14 protein-coding genes are annotated in these 15,000 nt (G+C 67.2%); 11 read left to right on the plus strand and 3 right to left on the minus strand.

Features of this window, described 5'->3' with window-relative positions; all coding sequences use genetic code 11:
- Nucleotides 1-240 precede the first annotated feature (240 nt).
- The gene (gene metK, locus ACORJG_RS14615; RefSeq protein ID WP_427790130.1) at nucleotides 241-1,440 is read left to right on the plus strand and encodes a methionine adenosyltransferase; all 1,200 of its coding nucleotides are present in this window, start codon (nucleotides 241-243) and stop codon (nucleotides 1,438-1,440) included.
- Between the two features lie 188 nt (nucleotides 1,441-1,628).
- The gene (locus tag ACORJG_RS14620; RefSeq protein WP_427790132.1) at nucleotides 1,629-2,858 is read left to right on the plus strand and encodes an argininosuccinate synthase; all 1,230 of its coding nucleotides are present in this window, start codon (nucleotides 1,629-1,631) and stop codon (nucleotides 2,856-2,858) included.
- 22 nt (nucleotides 2,859-2,880) lie between these two features.
- Here the strand turns inward: ACORJG_RS14620 and ACORJG_RS14625 are convergent, their stop codons facing one another.
- Entirely contained in the window at nucleotides 2,881-4,200 is a 1,320-nt protein-coding gene (locus tag ACORJG_RS14625) for a PQQ-dependent sugar dehydrogenase (RefSeq protein ID WP_427790134.1), read from the minus strand.
- Nucleotides 4,201-4,316: 116 nt separating this feature from the next.
- Here ACORJG_RS14625 and ACORJG_RS14630 point away from each other — a divergent pair, with 116 nt between their 5' ends.
- The 3 genes from ACORJG_RS14630 (at nucleotide 4,317) to ACORJG_RS14640 (ending at nucleotide 6,180) form a co-directional block, all read left to right on the plus strand.
- Complete coding sequence (locus tag ACORJG_RS14630) at nucleotides 4,317-4,784, plus strand: translation initiation factor IF-2 (protein WP_427790136.1); 468 nt, start codon at nucleotides 4,317-4,319, stop codon at nucleotides 4,782-4,784.
- A 123-nt stretch (nucleotides 4,785-4,907) separates the two neighbouring features.
- Nucleotides 4,908-5,540 (plus strand): LysE family translocator, encoded by a 633-nt coding sequence (locus ACORJG_RS14635; protein WP_427790138.1) that lies wholly within the window; start codon nucleotides 4,908-4,910, stop codon nucleotides 5,538-5,540.
- A gap of 88 nt (nucleotides 5,541-5,628) precedes the next feature.
- Nucleotides 5,629-6,180 carry a CC0125/CC1285 family lipoprotein gene (locus ACORJG_RS14640; RefSeq protein WP_427790140.1) on the plus strand — a complete coding sequence of 184 codons (552 nt, stop codon included), beginning with the start codon at nucleotides 5,629-5,631 and terminating at the stop codon, nucleotides 6,178-6,180.
- A gap of 188 nt (nucleotides 6,181-6,368) precedes the next feature.
- Here ACORJG_RS14640 and ACORJG_RS14645 read toward each other — a convergent pair whose 3' ends face one another.
- On the minus strand, nucleotides 6,369-7,109 hold the full coding sequence (locus ACORJG_RS14645; RefSeq protein ID WP_427790142.1) for a DUF6065 family protein: 741 nt from the start codon (nucleotides 7,107-7,109) through the stop codon (nucleotides 6,369-6,371).
- An 86-nt stretch (nucleotides 7,110-7,195) separates the two neighbouring features.
- Here ACORJG_RS14645 and ACORJG_RS14650 point away from each other — a divergent pair, with 86 nt between their 5' ends.
- The 5 genes from ACORJG_RS14650 (at nucleotide 7,196) to ACORJG_RS14670 (ending at nucleotide 10,693) form a co-directional block, all read left to right on the plus strand.
- Nucleotides 7,196-7,744, plus strand: coding sequence for a prolyl-tRNA synthetase associated domain-containing protein (locus tag ACORJG_RS14650; RefSeq protein WP_427790144.1), 549 nt, complete (start codon nucleotides 7,196-7,198; stop codon nucleotides 7,742-7,744).
- 102 nt (nucleotides 7,745-7,846) lie between these two features.
- On the plus strand, nucleotides 7,847-8,497 hold the full coding sequence (locus ACORJG_RS14655; RefSeq protein WP_427790146.1) for a hypothetical protein: 651 nt from the start codon (nucleotides 7,847-7,849) through the stop codon (nucleotides 8,495-8,497).
- 310 nt (nucleotides 8,498-8,807) lie between these two features.
- Nucleotides 8,808-9,707: a tetratricopeptide repeat protein gene (locus tag ACORJG_RS14660; protein WP_427790148.1), complete on the plus strand. Its 900-nt coding sequence runs from the start codon at nucleotides 8,808-8,810 to the stop codon at nucleotides 9,705-9,707.
- Between the two features lie 10 nt (nucleotides 9,708-9,717).
- The gene (locus tag ACORJG_RS14665; RefSeq protein WP_427790150.1) at nucleotides 9,718-10,377 is read left to right on the plus strand and encodes an LON peptidase substrate-binding domain-containing protein; all 660 of its coding nucleotides are present in this window, start codon (nucleotides 9,718-9,720) and stop codon (nucleotides 10,375-10,377) included.
- Nucleotides 10,378-10,498: 121 nt separating this feature from the next.
- Nucleotides 10,499-10,693, plus strand: a complete 195-nt coding sequence (locus ACORJG_RS14670; protein ID WP_427790152.1) for a Trm112 family protein — start codon at nucleotides 10,499-10,501, stop codon at nucleotides 10,691-10,693.
- 167 nt (nucleotides 10,694-10,860) lie between these two features.
- On the opposite strand, the gene ACORJG_RS14675 is transcribed toward ACORJG_RS14670, so the two are convergent.
- Nucleotides 10,861-12,114 carry a UbiH/UbiF/VisC/COQ6 family ubiquinone biosynthesis hydroxylase gene (locus ACORJG_RS14675; protein WP_427790154.1) on the minus strand — a complete coding sequence of 418 codons (1,254 nt, stop codon included), beginning with the start codon at nucleotides 12,112-12,114 and terminating at the stop codon, nucleotides 10,861-10,863.
- A 174-nt stretch (nucleotides 12,115-12,288) separates the two neighbouring features.
- On the opposite strand from ACORJG_RS14675, the gene ACORJG_RS14680 reads away from it, so the two are divergent.
- Nucleotides 12,289-14,793: a DNA translocase FtsK 4TM domain-containing protein gene (locus tag ACORJG_RS14680; RefSeq protein ID WP_427790156.1), complete on the plus strand. Its 2,505-nt coding sequence runs from the start codon at nucleotides 12,289-12,291 to the stop codon at nucleotides 14,791-14,793.
- Nucleotides 14,794-15,000 lie beyond the last annotated feature (207 nt).

The following is a 15,000-nucleotide window of genomic DNA, read 5'->3' on the forward strand; positions in this document are numbered from 1 at the left end:
TCTTTCCAAACGTCTAGGCAATTACTCAGGTCAAAAGAACGAAATTGTACTCAGTTCACGAAGAACTGGAATTTGCTGACACGGAGAATGCTGCAGCGCAAGAACTATCTTGCACGTGCGAAGGCGCAGATCTCATCGTCGCCCGGCGCCGCCTTAAAGTGCAAAGGCGAGAAGCCGCCTTGCAGGTATAAGCATATCTTTATATGTCTGACGGACTTATCCTCACCCCGGGAGCCTGCCTTGGCCCGTTCGTCGTTCCTCTTCACCTCCGAGAGCGTCTCGGAAGGCCATCCTGACAAGGTCGCCGATCAGATTTCGGACGCCATCGTCGACCTGTTCCTGTCCAAGGACCCCGAGGCGCGGGTGGCCTGTGAAACCCTGACGACGACCAATCTGGTGGTGCTGGCCGGCGAGATCCGCGGCAAGGGCATCATGGACGTCGAAGGCAACTGGGCGCCCGGCGTGCAGCAGGAAATCGAAGACACTGTTCGCGGCGTCGTTCGCGACATCGGCTATGAGCAGGACGGCTTCCACTGGAAGACGCTGGAGTTCCGGAACCACCTGCACCCGCAGTCGGCCCACATCGCCCAGGGCGTCGACGCCGCCGCCGACAAGGACGAGGGCGCAGGCGATCAGGGCATCATGTTCGGCTACGCCTCGAACGAGACGCCCGAACTGATGCCGGCCACGCTGGCTTACAGCCACAACATCCTGAAGGCTCTGGCCGAGGCCCGCCATTCGGGCAGGGAGCCGGGTCTCGAGCCCGACGCCAAGAGCCAGGTGACGCTGCACTACGAAGACGGCCGCCCGGTGCGCGCGACCTCCATCGTCGTCTCGACCCAGCACAAGGCGAACCTGAGCCAGGATCAGGTCGCGGCCATCGTGAAGCCCTATGTCGAACAGGTGCTGCCGGAAGGCTTCATCACCGCCGAGACCGAATGGCACATCAACCCGACCGGCACCTTCGTCATCGGCGGGCCGGACGGCGACGCCGGGCTGACCGGGCGCAAGATCATCGTCGACACCTACGGCGGCGCGGCTCCGCACGGCGGCGGCGCCTTCTCGGGCAAGGATCCGACCAAGGTGGACCGCTCGGCCGCCTATGCCTGCCGCTACCTGGCCAAGAACGTCGTCGCGGCGGGTCTGGCCGACCGCTGCACCATCCAGATCAGCTACGCCATCGGCGTATCCAAGCCCCTGTCGGTCCACGTCGACCTGCACGGCACGGGCAGGATCGACGAGGCGGTGCTGGAGCGTGAACTGCCCCGTCTGATCGGCGGCGCTTCGCCGCGCGCCATCCGCGAGCATCTGGGCCTGAACAAGCCGGTCTACCGCCGCAGCGCCGCCTATGGCCACTTCGGCCGCACGCCCGACGCCGACGGCGGCTTCTCGTGGGAAAAGACCGACCTCGTCGACCAGCTCAAGGCCCTGACGGCCTGACGCCCTCAAACGGCTGAAAATCCAGCCTGAAACGGGGGCGCCGCGGGTCTGATCGCGGCGCCCCTGATGCATTCAGCCCCCTTCGCCCCAATCACACCCTTGCATCGCGGCGCGTCTGGTCCTTTAAGCGCGCCGAACGCCTCCCCCGCGTCTCTTGATCCGCGTCTTCTGAAAGGACTCTCCGACCGATGAGCAAGCCCGCCCCCAAGAAAGTCGTCCTCGCCTATTCGGGCGGGCTGGACACGTCGATCATTCTGAAGTGGCTTCAGACGGAATATAACGCCGAGGTGGTGACCTTCACCGCCGATCTGGGTCAGGGCGAGGAGCTCGCCCCCGCCAAGGAGAAGGCGCTGAAGCTGGGCATCAAGCCCGAGAACATCTTCATCGACGACCTGCGCGAAGAATTCGTGCGCGACTTCGTCTTCCCGATGTTCCGCGCCAACACCGTCTATGAGGGCCAGTATCTGCTGGGCACCTCGATCGCCCGCCCGCTGATCTCCAAGCGCCAGATCGAGATCGCCCGCATGGTCGGCGCCGACGCCGTATGTCACGGGGCCACCGGCAAGGGCAACGATCAGGTCCGCTTCGAGCTGGGCTATTATGCGCTGGAGCCCGACATCCGCGTCGTCGCCCCGTGGCGCGAGTGGGACTTCAAGTCCCGCGAGGCCCTGCTGGAGTTCGCCGAGAAGCACCAGATCCCGATCGCCAAGGACAAGCTGGGCGAGGCCCCCTTCTCGGTCGACGCCAACCTTCTGCACTCCTCGTCCGAGGGCAAGGTGCTGGAAGACCCGGCCGTCGAGGCGCCCGAGTTCGTGCACCAGCGCACCATCGCGCCGGAAGACGCCCCCGACACGCCGACCATCATCACCATCACCTATGAAAAGGGCGATCCGGTCGCCATCGACGGCGAGGCCCTGTCGCCCGCCGCCCTGCTGACCAAACTGAACCAGCTGGGCCACGACAACGGCGTCGGCCGTCTGGACATGGTCGAGAATCGCTTCATCGGCATGAAGTCGCGCGGCGTCTATGAGACCCCGGGCGGGACCATCCTGCTGGCCGCCCACCGTGGCATGGAGTCGATCACGCTGGATCGCGGCGCCATGCACCTGAAGGACGAGCTGATGCCGAAATACGCCTCGCTCATCTACAACGGCTTCTGGTTCAGCCCCGAGCGCGAGATGCTGCAGGCCGCCATCGACAAGAGCCAAGAGAAGGTTTCGGGCGTGGTCCGCGTGAAGCTCTATAAGGGCAATATCACCATCATCGGCCGCGAGAGCCCCAACAGCCTGTACGATCAGGATCTGGTGACCTTCGAGGAGGGCGTCCAGGCCTATGACCACAAGGACGCCGAAGGCTTCATCAAGCTGAACGCCCTGCGCCTGCGTGTTCTGGCCAAGCGGGACGGCCAGAAGGGCTAAAACGCCCTCTTAAAACCCAAGCCTACCGGGGCCGGGCGATTCTCAGGATCGCCCGGCTTCTGTCATCCGTGACCCAGATGGAGCCGTCCGGCGCCGTCGCCATCGTCACCGGCGAGCCGCGCGGATGACGCCCGACGACCTTGTCCCAGCCCGGCGTCAGCACCTTGCCGTTCACGCTGGGCGCCCCCGCCGGGTAGGACAGCGCCCCGCGCGGATAGATGGCGTAGCGCCCGCCGATATCGGTCAGAGGCCGCCCCGCCTCGTCCGTCTCAGCCGCCACGATACGTCCGGCCGTGCGGCGGAAACCGTGCCAGGTCATCAGCAGCCGCCCCTGAAGTTCGGGGAACATCGCCCCCTCATAATAGATCAGGTCCAGCGGGGCCGCGTGCGGCGGCAGCAGGGCGATCGGCTTCTCGCGCTCACTGCAGCGCGCCTGACGCGCAGGCCAGCCCGGCAGGGGCGTCGCCAGATCGACGCAATAGGGCCAGCCGTAATGACGCCCCTGCGTCAGCACGTTGATCTCGTCATAGGGATGATCCGGCGTCTCCAGATCGACCGAGTTCTCGGCCTGAAGCACCGTGCCCGATGGGTGCCGCACCAGGGCGATGGAGTTCCTCAAGCCTGAAGCGAAGACGGTGCTGTCTTCCGCCCAGCGGCCGTTCCCCAGATAGGCGTGGCGCCGTACCTGCGCCGTCGCCGCATCTTCCACGCAGGCCCCGCGCGCATCCGTCTTCGGCTTGCCCGTCGCGTCGAGGCAGCGGTCACTCGGCGCCCCGACATTGACCAGCAGATCGCCGTTCCCGTCGAAGACAAAGCTGGACAGGGGGTGGCGGTTGTCATGCAGACGGTTGTCCGGCAGGTCGCCGATGACGGTGCGGACGCTGGCCTGCGGATCCATCGCGTCAGGGTCCAGCGTCAGGATGCGGTTCATCTCGGACACATAGATGCGCCCGTCCGGCCCGCGCTTCACCGTGTGCGGCATGGACAGCCCGCCCGCCAGCCGTCGCCAGCGCGTGCTTCCATCGGCGGCGAAGGACAGCCGCCAGACCGCCCCCTTGCCCGCCTCCCAGGCGCCCAGATCGGTGACCAGCCAGTCGCCGCCGTCCAGAGGCATCAGGCCGCGCGGCATCTGCGGCCCCGCCTCCCGCGCTGATCCCTGCCACACCAGCCCCAGACAATAGCCGGGCGCCATCCGCACCCCGGTCGCCGGGCGGCCGTCGCAGTCGCCCTCGACGGCATAGGTCCGCGCCGTCGTCTGGGCGGCGGCAGGCCCGGAACCCCCCGTCATCAGGGTGCTCGCCACGGCGAATGTCAGGACGGTCGCAAGGGAATTCAGCTTCATGCCCCCATGCTGGCGCTTGCGCCGGGCTTGTGGCAAGGCCAACCTTCATCCATCTCCGGTCGACCGGCCGGCGTATTCTCTCTGACGGCCCCGCCGTCGCCAGCCGGAGCCATCCTGTGAACCGTATCGCCCTCGCCGCCGCCGCGGCCCTGACCCTGTGCGCCGCCCCCGCCTTCGCCGTGGTTCAGGACCCGCCGCCGCCCGCGCCCGCCCTCACCGATCAGGCGCCGCCCTCGCCAGAGGAACTCGCCTTCCAGGCCAAGGGCGAAGCCTTCGAGACCGAAGCCGAGCGCATGGGCGCCGAGCTTGAAAACATCATGAGCGACGAGAGCCTGGACGCCGCGACCAAGAAGGCCCGCACAGACGCCGTCCTGGACCGCTACGAGCCGACCTTCATGGCCTTCGCCAACGAGTATGACGCCTTCATGCGCGCCATGGCCGAAAAGCCCGAGCACGCCGAGAACAAGGCCCAGATCCTGAGCGCCGCCGAGGCCGGTCCCGCCGCCCTGCGCGCCGTCCCGACCCAGCTGCGCGCCGCCATCAGCGCCGCCCTGGCCGAAGCCGCCGCGCCCGCCGCCAACTGATCCGCCGAACGGCGACGGCGTCCCACGCGGGCGCCGTCGCCTGATCGCAGTTTCAGGCTGTGCAACATAGGCTTTCGACGCGCAGGCGCTTGACCCGCACGCCCACGAAGCAGAAACCGCCTCATGGCCACGCTTCCCGTCGATCCGCACCTCTACGCCGCCTATCTGGGGATCATGGCCGTGATGGCGGTGACCCCCGGCCCGGCCAATATCTTCGCCGTCGCCACCGGCATGGAAAAGGGCAAGGCCGCCGCCCTGACCGCCGTTCTGGGCATGAACACGGCCACCCTGGTCTGGTTCGCCGCCGCCGCCCTGGGTCTGGGCGCACTGGTGATGGCCTTCCCCCAGGTCTTCCGCATCATCGCCGTTCTGGGCGCCCTCTATGTCGCATGGTTAGGCGTAAAGGCCCTGCGCGGAGCCTTCGCCACGGCGGCCGAACCCGCGCACATCGAGGTCAAGCGCGGGCGCAGCGCCCTGATCGACGGCTTCATGGTCCAGATCGCCAACCCCAAGGCCATCCTGTTCTTCACCGCCGTCCTGCCGCCCTTTCTGGACATCAACCGCCCGCTGGCGCCTCAGCTGGCCCTGTTCGCCGTCACCACCGTCGCCATGGACGGCCTGTCCATGTCCGGCTACGGCCTGGGCGGGGCGGCGCTGGCGCGACAGATGACCGCGCCGCGTTTCCGCAAGGGTTTCGGCATTGTGGTGGGATGCCTTCTGCTTCTGGCCGCCATATTGATCGTCTCGCGCCTGTGATCGGATCAAGATGAGCGTTTCGGAACTTGACCATTCACCCCTCGTTCAGACCGCAGGGCGTTCAATGAGCGCTCAAGGAGATTTTTCCATGATGAAGCTTCGCCAAACCCCGGTGCTGATCGCCCTCGCAGGCGCGCTGGCTCTGGGCGCGTGCGCGACGGCCACCCCCTATCAGCCCGTCGGGGCCAAGGGTCAGGGCGGCTATGCCGAGCAGCGCCTTGAATCCAACCGCTACGCCGTCAGCTTCTCGGGCAATTCGGTCACCTCGCGCGATCAGGTCGAGATGTCGCTGCTGCTGCGTTCGGCCGAACTGACGGTCGAGCAGGGCTTTGACTGGTTCGCCACCGTCAACCGCGCCACCGACCGCGACACCCGGTTCTACTCGACGCCGGACCCCTTCTACTATGATCGCTACGGTCCCTATTGGGGTCCGTCGTGGCGCTTCTACCAGCGCGGCTACTGGAGCACCTGGGACCCCTACTGGGGCCGCGAGCGCGACATCCGCCAGGTCGACCGCTATGAGGCCACGGCCGAGATCGTCATGGGCCGCGGCGCCAAGCCCGCCGGCGACATGAACGCCTTCGACGCCCGCGAGGTCATCAACAACCTCGGGCCACGCGTAGCGCGGCCGGTTTCTTGATTTAAGAGGCCGCTAAGACAACGCCCGCTTCCGTCACCGGAGGCGGGCGTTTCTTTTTCCTCCCCATGCAATGGGGAGGGGGACCGCGTAGCGGTGGAAGGGTCAACGACAGCGGAACCGAGCCGCCCCTCCGTCACGACGCTGCGCACCGCGCCACCTCCCCATTTCATGGGGAGGAAATCCGCGCCTCACCCCACGCGCGGGTTCTTCAGGCGGCGCTTGTTCGCGTGGGTGGCGGGCGCCGTGCCCAGCGCTTCAGGCACCTCGCCTTTGAAGTAGAAGCGCTGCCACGCCTCCTTGGCCGCGTCGGGATCGCCCGAGGCCAGGCGGGTGTTGAAGTCCGTCCGCGCCCGGTTCCACGCCTCGAACTGCCCCTTCATGCCGGGATTGGACTCCAGCGAGCGGATCACCGGCTCGAACTGCTCCACCTTGCGATGCTCGACCGGCAGGATGAAGCAGAAGGGCTCGCCCTTCTCGAACCGGATGCGGCCCGGCCGCGTGAAGATCCAGTTCATGGTGAAGGGGAACGGCAGCCAGTCCGTCTCGATCAGGCCCGTCAGCGGCTGGATGCCGTCCTTGACGTGGTTGGGCGAGCCCTGCGCGATCAGGCCCCAGCCCGGCGGGGTGCGGAACAGATACTGCGGGTGCATGGTCAGCACCCCGCGCGAGAAGTGCGAGGTGACGAAGTGATCCAGTTCGCGCTGCGGCTGGTCCGGCTTGATGGTGATGTCGGTCTGCGACGGCCCGCCGTTCCACTCGGCCGTAAAGCTGAAGGGGCACAGGATCTCCCAGCCCGTGGTGTTGGCCATGGTCAGCGGCAGACAGCGATAGGGGTGTCGGCTGGCGAAGGCGTCCATCCAGTTGCGCGACTGGCGGCCCGGCGCCAGGTCGCACGGACGCGCATTCATCGGATAGCATTCCAGTTCCAAGACGCGGCTCCCAAACTTGTCGAACAGGGGGTAACGATAAGGTCCCCTCCCCCTATCGCCCCCGCCGCCCGCCCGACAAGGCCAAGATGACAGACTCCGCCGTTCCCGAACCGTCCCCCGAACCTGCGCACGATCCGGCTTACGACCGCGCGCGCCTGCTGGAATGGATGGCCGCGAACGCCATCGACCAGACCACGCACGACCACCCCGCCGTCTTCCGCGTCGAGGAAGGGCTTGAGCTGAAGGCCGCCCTGCCCGGCGCCCACACCAAGAACCTGTTCCTCAAGGACAAGAAGGGCCGCCTGTGGCTGATATCGGCCGCCCAGGACACCGTCATCGACCTGAAGCGCGCCCACCGCGCCATGGGCTCGGACCGCCTGTCCTTCGGTAATGAGACCCTGCTGTGGTCAACACTGGGCGTGCGCCCCGGCTCTGTCACGGCGCTGGGCCTCATCAACGACACGGACCGCCGCGTGACCTTCGTGCTGGACCAGCGCCTGTGGGACGCCGACATCGTGAACTTCCACCCCCTGACCAACACAGCCACCACCGCCCTGAGCCAGAACGCCTTCCGCCGCGTGCTGGACGCTCTGGAGCGGCAGCCGATCGTGGTGGACTTCAGCGCGCCGGACTGAGGCGGAGCGGTCGATCCGACCGTGCGTCACGGTTTGAGGATAGAGGCCTCGCTCGGCTTTCGACCCATACCGTGTTCCCGAAACTTCCGCTAAAAAGGATGGATGGTCGAAAACGAACCCGTTGGATCGACGGCAGCTGTCGTCAAAGACTGGCTAGCGGGACGTTGTATCGCGCGAGGACTTCCGAAGCCGATCAATGATAGCGGAGGCTGGCGCGTAGAGACAGGGGCGCCAGATGAGGTGCGCCGCTATGTTTTTGCCGATACAGTGAGCGGTCTGGAAAACATCGGACAGTCCATCGACGAGCCGAAGATTCTTCTCAAATTGCTCGGCTCGGAAAGGGCGATGCGCTCGGTGCTACCTCCCAGATGGCAGGTTAGGTCCGAAGGGCATTTCATGGTTTTGTCCGGCGACATGGGGCCAGTCCCGGAATTACCTCCTGAGTATGAGGCAAACGTCGTTACGAAGGGCGATGTTGTAGAAGCCAACGTGCGCACTATGGACGGAGTAATAGCCGCCAGAGGCTTTGCAGCACAGGCGGGTAACTGCTTCGTGTATGATCGAATTTTCACCGATGAGGCGCATAGGCGTCGGGGGTTAGCGCGGGTAGTCATGACGATGCTTGGCGCAGCCCGCGAAACCCCAAACTCTCGCCAAGCCTTGGTAGCGACGAATCAGGGACGCGACCTCTACGTGACCATGGGATGGACGGTCCTGTCGCCGTGGACGACCGCTTTCGTAACAAAAATCTAGGACCGTTATCCCCGCTCAGCTGCCATTTAGCCTGTCTTCTCGCGGCCCATGCATCATGACTGTCAAAGGGGAACATGGACTCGCCTCGCCGGAAAACTTCGCCCGCGACCTCTTCTGGCGCCGCACACTGCTAAGGTCAGAAATACACGCGATCCACAGGGTCGATTTCAGACGATTCAGACGAATTGGACTCTGTTTTTCCCGATCCGGGCGGCTTCCCCTGCGGCAAGGCGCGCTTTCGGCTTGATGGACAGGCATCCCGACGCCATCTGATCCGTTACCTTCCTTCGATCCCCATTCGGACCCGACCATGACCTTCGCCGACCCGTCCCTGACCACCCCGCCCGACCTCATCAAGGACAGCACGGACGCCTCCTTCATGACCGATGTGATCGAGGCCTCTAAGCATCAGCCGGTCATCGTCGACTTCTGGGCCACCTGGTGCGGCCCGTGCCGCACGCTGGGTCCGGCTCTGGAAAAGGCCGTGCGCGCCGCCAAGGGAGCGGTGAAGATGGTCAAGATCGACGTCGACGCCAACCCGGCCTATGCGGGCCAGCTGCGGGTGCAGTCGATCCCGAGCGTCTACGCCTTCGTCAACGGCCAGCCGGTCGACGGCTTTCAGGGCGCCATTCCCGACAGCCAGATCAAGGCCTTCATCGACAAGCTGACCGGCGGCGAAGGCGTCAACACCGACGTCGAACAACTGCTGTCGCTGGGCGAGGAATCCCTGACGCTCAATGATCTGGGCGGCGCCGCCCAGGCCTTCGCCCACGTCCTGACGATGGAGCCGGACAATCAGAAAGCCATCGCCGGCATGGCCCGCGTCTATCTGGCCGAGGGCGACGCCGAGCAGGCGGCCCAGACCATCGCCATGGCCCCGGCCGACTCCACCGAGCCGACGGTTCAGGCCGTGCGCGCCCAGCTGTTGCTGGCCTCGGCCGCCCCGACCGGCGCGACCGCCGAGCTGGAAGCCCGACTGGCGGCGAACAGGAACGACCACGAGGCCCGCTTCGACCTCGCTCAGGCCCTGGCCTCGGCGGGCGATCTGAAGGGGGCGGTCGACCACCTGCTGACCATCGTTCAGGCCGAGCGCGAGTGGAACGACCAGGCCGCGCGCAAGCAGCTGCTGACGGTGTTCGAGGCCGCCGGCCCCAACAGCGAAGTCGCCCGCGACGGACGACGACGCCTGTCCTCCATCCTGTTCTCATAACGGCGCGATCATGGCTCAGGGCTACGTCAAGGCCAGCGAACTTCCCCAGGTGATTCCGGTGTTTCCCTTGCCGGGGTCCATCCTTCTGGCGCGGGGCCAGCTGCCGCTGAACGTGTTCGAGCCGCGCTATCTGAACATGGTGGACGACGCCATGGCGGGCGACCGGGTGATCGGCCTGATCCAGCCGGTCGGCCCTGCCGGAGTGAACCCGCCCCTCACCCGCGTCGGCTGCGCCGGGCGGATCACCAGCTTCGCCGAGACCTCCGACGGGCGCTATCTGATCACCCTGACCGGGGTGTGCCGCTTCGTCGTGGCGACCGAGATGCAGGTGCGGACCCCCTATCGTCAGGTGCGGGTCGACTTTCATCCCTATGAGAACGACCTGCGCGCCCCGGACCCGGCCGAAGATTTCGACCGCGAACCCTTCCTGTCGGCCCTGGCGCCCTATCTGGCGGGACGCGGGATGGACATCGACTGGGACACCGCGCGCGCAGCCCCGCAGGAGGCGCTGGTCAACAGTCTAGCCATGGGCCTGCCCTTTGATCCGCCCGAGAAGCAGGCCCTGCTGGAAGCCCTGACCCTGACCGACCGCGAAGCCGCACTGACCGCCCTCCTGCGCATCGAAGCCATTGCTCCCGACGACGACGAGCCCGGTCCGGCGATGCAGTAGCGTCGACCAACGCCAGACGATAGAACGCCATCAATACAGCCGCTCCGTGCGGCAGCCATCCGGGCGCCCGGCGCCCTCAAGCAGCGAGCGCCCGCGGCGCGAGCGATAGGGCCCTTAAATTATGAGCGACGCCTTCAACACCCCCGTCTCGGTCGATCCCCGCCTGCTGGAAGTGCTGGTCTGCCCCGTCACGCGCGGCCGTCTGTCCTATGACCGCGAGCGCAATGAGCTGGTCTCGGCAGGCGCCAAACTGGCCTTCCCCATCCGCGACGGCGTGCCGATCATGCTGGCCGAAGACGCCCGCCCACTGGATTGAGCCTATGCTTTCCTCCCCATTTCATGGGGAGGGGGACCGCGTAGCGGTGGAGGGGCCTCTTAGAACAGCGGAACCAAGTTGCCCCTCCGTCTCGGCCGCTATCGCGTCCGATCCACCTCCCCATTTCATGGGGAGGAGAAGCCGCGCGGCGAGCGATAGGGCCTCTCTTAAAGCGCTTCGCCCCGAAGAAGCCTCGGCAGATCCCCCGTCGCCCCGCCCGCCTCGTGCATGAAGGCGCGGCGCAGGGGGGCGATGCGGTTGACCGCCGCCATGCCCAGATCGCGAGCCAGCCGCACTGGGGCCACGTCGTTGGAGAACAGGCGCACGAAGCCGTCGAACCCCGCCGCCAGCGCCGCCGTGTCGAACCGGCGCCAGCGGGCGTAACGCTCCAGCACCAGCTCCGAGCCGATGTCCTCGCCGATGCGCGCAGCCTCGGTCAACACCTCCGACAGGGCGGCGACGTCCTTCAGGCCCATGTTCAGCCCCTGCCCCGCCACCGGGTGCACCCCGTGGGCGGCGTCGCCGATGATGGCCATGCGCGGCGCGGTCAGGCTCTCGGCCAGCTGCAGCGACAGGGGATAGACGAAGCGCGGCCCCTCGATCGTCAGCCCGCCCAGAAAGTCGCCGAACCGGCGCGTCAGATGGGCGTGGAAGGCCTCGTCCGAGGCCGAGCGCAGGGCCTCGCCCCTGCGGGTGCTTTCGGTCCAGACCAGATTGGCCCGGTTCTCCGTCAGCGGCAGGATGGCGAAGGGGCCGTCCGGCAGGAAATATTCATGGGCGACGTTGCCGTGCGGCTTTTCCATGCGGACGGTGCAGACCACGCCGCTCTGCTGATAGGTCCAGCCGAAGACGTCGATGCCCGCCACGCGGCGCACGGTCGAGTTGCGGCCCTCGGCCCCGATCACCAGCGGCGCCGACAGGGTAGAGCCGTCCTTCAGCGTCACCGTCGCCCGGCCCGGCCCGACCGCCACATCGGCCACGGCGGCGGGGGCGCGGACCTCCAGCCCTTGTGCATTGACCAGCTCGGCGAGGGCAGAACGAAGGCGGCGGTTCTCGACCATATAGCCCAGCGGTTCGCCGCCGTTGCGGTCGCCGATCTCGTCCGCGTCGAAGCGGATATAGGCGGCTGAGGGCTTGCGGCTGGCGGCGCCGGGACGGCGACCGTCCGTCACCAGAATACGGTCCATGCGACAGGCGTGCGGCTCCAGAGCCTCGCCCAGCCCCAGCGCCTTCAACATGCGGAAGTTGGCGTAGGAGATGGCCGTCGCCCGCCCGTCGAAGGTCGGCGCCATCTGGGCGTCAAAAGGCTGGGGGTCCACCATGACGGGGCGCAGGCCGCCCTGCGCCGCCGCCAGCGCAAAGGTCGCCCCGACCAGCCCGGCGCCGGCGATGATGATGTCGTAGTCGTCCGATCCGCTCATGATCTCGTTCTAGGCCCCTATCGCGCGTCACGCCACCTCAAGCCCGCGGGCTTCCTTGGGACATAAGGGCTCATCCCCGTCGGCAAAGACCGGGCAGGTAAATGCCGCTTTAACCTTATGCGAGGCACTAAGGACGGGAGTCCGCTTTCAGCGCCATTTCAGGGATCCGCCTTCATGTCCGCCGCCCTCGCGCTCGGCCAACGCGTCTGGAGCACCGTCCGCATCGTCTGGGCGGCGCCCTTCGCCGTGCGGTTCAGGGGCGTGCTGCAGGCCATGCTGGCCGCACTGCTGCTGGTGGCCCTGATCTCGTGGAACCCGGCGGACCCCAGCTGGAACGCGTCTTCGGCGCAGGCGCCGACCAACTGGCTGGGCGGCGCGGGCGCGACCTTCGCCGATCTGATCATGCAGTCGCTGGGGCTGGCGGCATGGCCCGCCGTCCTGCTGCTGATCGCCTTCGGGCTGGCGGTGGCGATCGGCGACGCCCTGCAGCACCGGCTTCAGCCGACGCCGTTCAAGATCTTCTGCGCCGTCGCGGGCGTGCTGCTGCTGTCGGCCGCCCTGTCGGCGCCGGCGGCGCCAGCCAAATGGCCGCTGGCGGCGGGCATGGGCGGGCTGTGGGGCGACGCCGTCACCGGCCTGACCGCCAATGGTCTGGGCGCACTGAAGGTCCCCGGCGCGCGCATCATTCTGGGCCTGCTGTTCCTGGCGCTGGCGCTGTGGAGCCTGGCTTATACCGTGGGCCTGCGCCTGCGCGACTTCACCGACACCGCCGGCTGGGCCGCCCAGAAGGGCGCCGAGGCCCGCGCCGCACGACCGGCCAAGGCCGCCAAGTCGGGCAAGGCGCCGCGCGCCGTCGCCGAGGCCGCCGCCCCGGCCCGCAAGCCGCGCCATCGCCTGCCAGAGGCGGACGAAATGGAGGCCGAGGGCCCCCTCGCCGCGCCTGCCCAAGCTCCGGCTCAAGCCGCCTTCGCGCCCCCATCCGAAGCGCATGACGACGCGGACGCCTATGCCGACGAGGCTGACGCCTACACCCCGCCGTGGGAAGAAGCCGCCCCGGCCCCCATCGCCCCGCCCTCGGCCCGGCCGAACCGCCCGGCCGAGCCCAAGGTCGCGGCGGTCAAGGCGCCCAAGCCCGTCCGCAGCGACGCCGACCAGCAGGCCTTCGACTTCGCCAATGAGGGCGGCTTCGAACTGCCGCCGCTGGGCATTCTGGCCAAGCCCGGCCAGCGCGGCGGCGCCGTCGACGAGGAATCGCTGAAGGCCAACGCCAAGATGCTGGAAGGCGTGCTTCAGGAATTCGGCGTGCGCGGCCAGATCGACCAGATCCGCCCCGGCCCCGTCGTCACCCTGTATGAACTGGTCCCCGCGCCCGGCGTGAAGCACGGCCGCGTCGTGGCGCTGGCCGACGACATCGCCCGCTCCATGTCGGCCCGCGCCTGTCGCATCAGCGTGGTTCAGGGCCGCAACGCCATCGGCATTGAACTGCCCAACGCCAAGCGCGAGACGGTCTTCCTGCGCGATCTGCTGGCCTCGGGCGAATACGACAAGAAGAGCCATCTGCTGCCGCTGGCGTTGGGCGAGACCATCGGCGGCGAGCCCTATGTCGCCGATCTGGCGCGGATGCCTCACCTGCTGATCGCGGGCACCACCGGCTCGGGCAAGTCGGTCGGGGTCAACGCCATGATCCTGTCGATCCTGTATCGCCACTCGCCCGCCGAGTGCCGCTTCATCATGATCGACCCCAAGATGCTGGAGCTGTCGGTCTATGACGGCATTCCGCACCTGTTGGCGCCGGTCGTGACCGATCCCAAGAAGGCGGTCGTGGCCCTGAAGTGGACCGTGCGCGAGATGGAGGACCGCTATCGCCGGATGTCCAAGCTCGGCGTGCGCAACGTCGCCAGCTACAACGAGCGCGCCCGCGAGGCCCAGGAAAAGGGCGAGCATTTCGAGCGCACCGTCCAGACCGGCTTCGACGAACAGGGCCGCCCCGTCTACGAGAGCGAGAAGATCCGTCCCGAGCCCATGCCCTATCTGGTCGTGGTCATGGACGAGATGGCCGACCTGATGCTGGTCGCCGGCAAGGACGTGGAAGGCGCCGTGCAGCGTCTGGCCCAGATGGCGCGCGCGGCGGGCATCCACCTGATCATGGCGACGCAGCGCCCGTCGGTCGACGTCATCACCGGCACCATCAAGGCCAACTTCCCGACCCGGATCTCCTTCCAGGTCACGTCGAAGATCGACAGCCGCACCATCCTGGGCGAACAGGGCGGCGAGCAGCTGCTGGGTCAGGGCGACATGCTTTATATGGCGGGCGGCGGACGCATCACCCGCCTGCACGGCCCCTTCGTCGGCGATCAGGAAGTCGAGGATGTCTGCAAACACCTGAAGGCCCAGGCCGAGCCGGAATACCTCGACCTGATCACCGACGAACCGGACGGCGATGGCGACGGCGCCATGGGCGAAGACGGCGGCGGCACCGGCGACGACCTGTATGACCGCGCCGTGGCCGTGGTCACGCGCGACCGCAAGGCCTCAACTTCTTACGTCCAGCGCCGCCTTCAGATCGGCTACAACCGCGCCGCCACCCTGATCGAACGCATGGAGCAGGAAGGCGTCGTCAGCCCGGCGAACCATGCGGGCAAGCGCGAAGTACTGGCCGGCCCGCCGCCTATGGTGTGATCGGCTTCGCCGAGGCGCTACTCACGAGTCCACGCTTGGGAACCCCGCGGTTCAATCGACGCTTAAACGCCTCTCGTCCTCAAGCAGCGAGCCGCCGCGCGGCGAGCGCTAGGACACTAAACAATGAACGCCGCTTCATCGGAGCGCCGGAATATGGTCAGGCTGGCGTCATCAGCCTGCCGGATGAAGCCCTCATCCTCATCAGGT

The sequence above is a fragment of the Brevundimonas diminuta genome (genome assembly GCF_050310045.1).
GTDB lineage: Bacteria > Pseudomonadota > Alphaproteobacteria > Caulobacterales > Caulobacteraceae > Brevundimonas > Brevundimonas diminuta_F.

Bases quoted from the DNA above. Each gene is read 5' to 3' on its own strand.
- ACORJG_RS14660 (WP_427790148.1), top strand. From the start codon at position 8,808: ATGACCTTCGCCGACCCGTCCCTGACCACCCCGCCCGACCTCATCAAG.
- ACORJG_RS14675 (WP_427790154.1), bottom strand. From the start codon at position 12,114: ATGAGCGGATCGGACGACTACGACATCATCATCGCCGGCGCCGGGCTG.
- ACORJG_RS14620 (WP_427790132.1), top strand. From the start codon at position 1,629: ATGAGCAAGCCCGCCCCCAAGAAAGTCGTCCTCGCCTATTCGGGCGGG.
- ACORJG_RS14665 (WP_427790150.1), top strand. From the start codon at position 9,718: ATGGCTCAGGGCTACGTCAAGGCCAGCGAACTTCCCCAGGTGATTCCG.
- ACORJG_RS14655 (WP_427790146.1), top strand. From the start codon at position 7,847: ATGGTCGAAAACGAACCCGTTGGATCGACGGCAGCTGTCGTCAAAGAC.
- ACORJG_RS14635 (WP_427790138.1), top strand. From the start codon at position 4,908: ATGGCCACGCTTCCCGTCGATCCGCACCTCTACGCCGCCTATCTGGGG.
- ACORJG_RS14640 (WP_427790140.1), top strand. From the start codon at position 5,629: ATGATGAAGCTTCGCCAAACCCCGGTGCTGATCGCCCTCGCAGGCGCG.
- ACORJG_RS14670 (WP_427790152.1), top strand. From the start codon at position 10,499: ATGAGCGACGCCTTCAACACCCCCGTCTCGGTCGATCCCCGCCTGCTG.
- ACORJG_RS14650 (WP_427790144.1), top strand. From the start codon at position 7,196: ATGACAGACTCCGCCGTTCCCGAACCGTCCCCCGAACCTGCGCACGAT.
- ACORJG_RS14680 (WP_427790156.1), top strand. From the start codon at position 12,289: ATGTCCGCCGCCCTCGCGCTCGGCCAACGCGTCTGGAGCACCGTCCGC.
- ACORJG_RS14625 (WP_427790134.1), bottom strand. From the start codon at position 4,200: ATGAAGCTGAATTCCCTTGCGACCGTCCTGACATTCGCCGTGGCGAGC.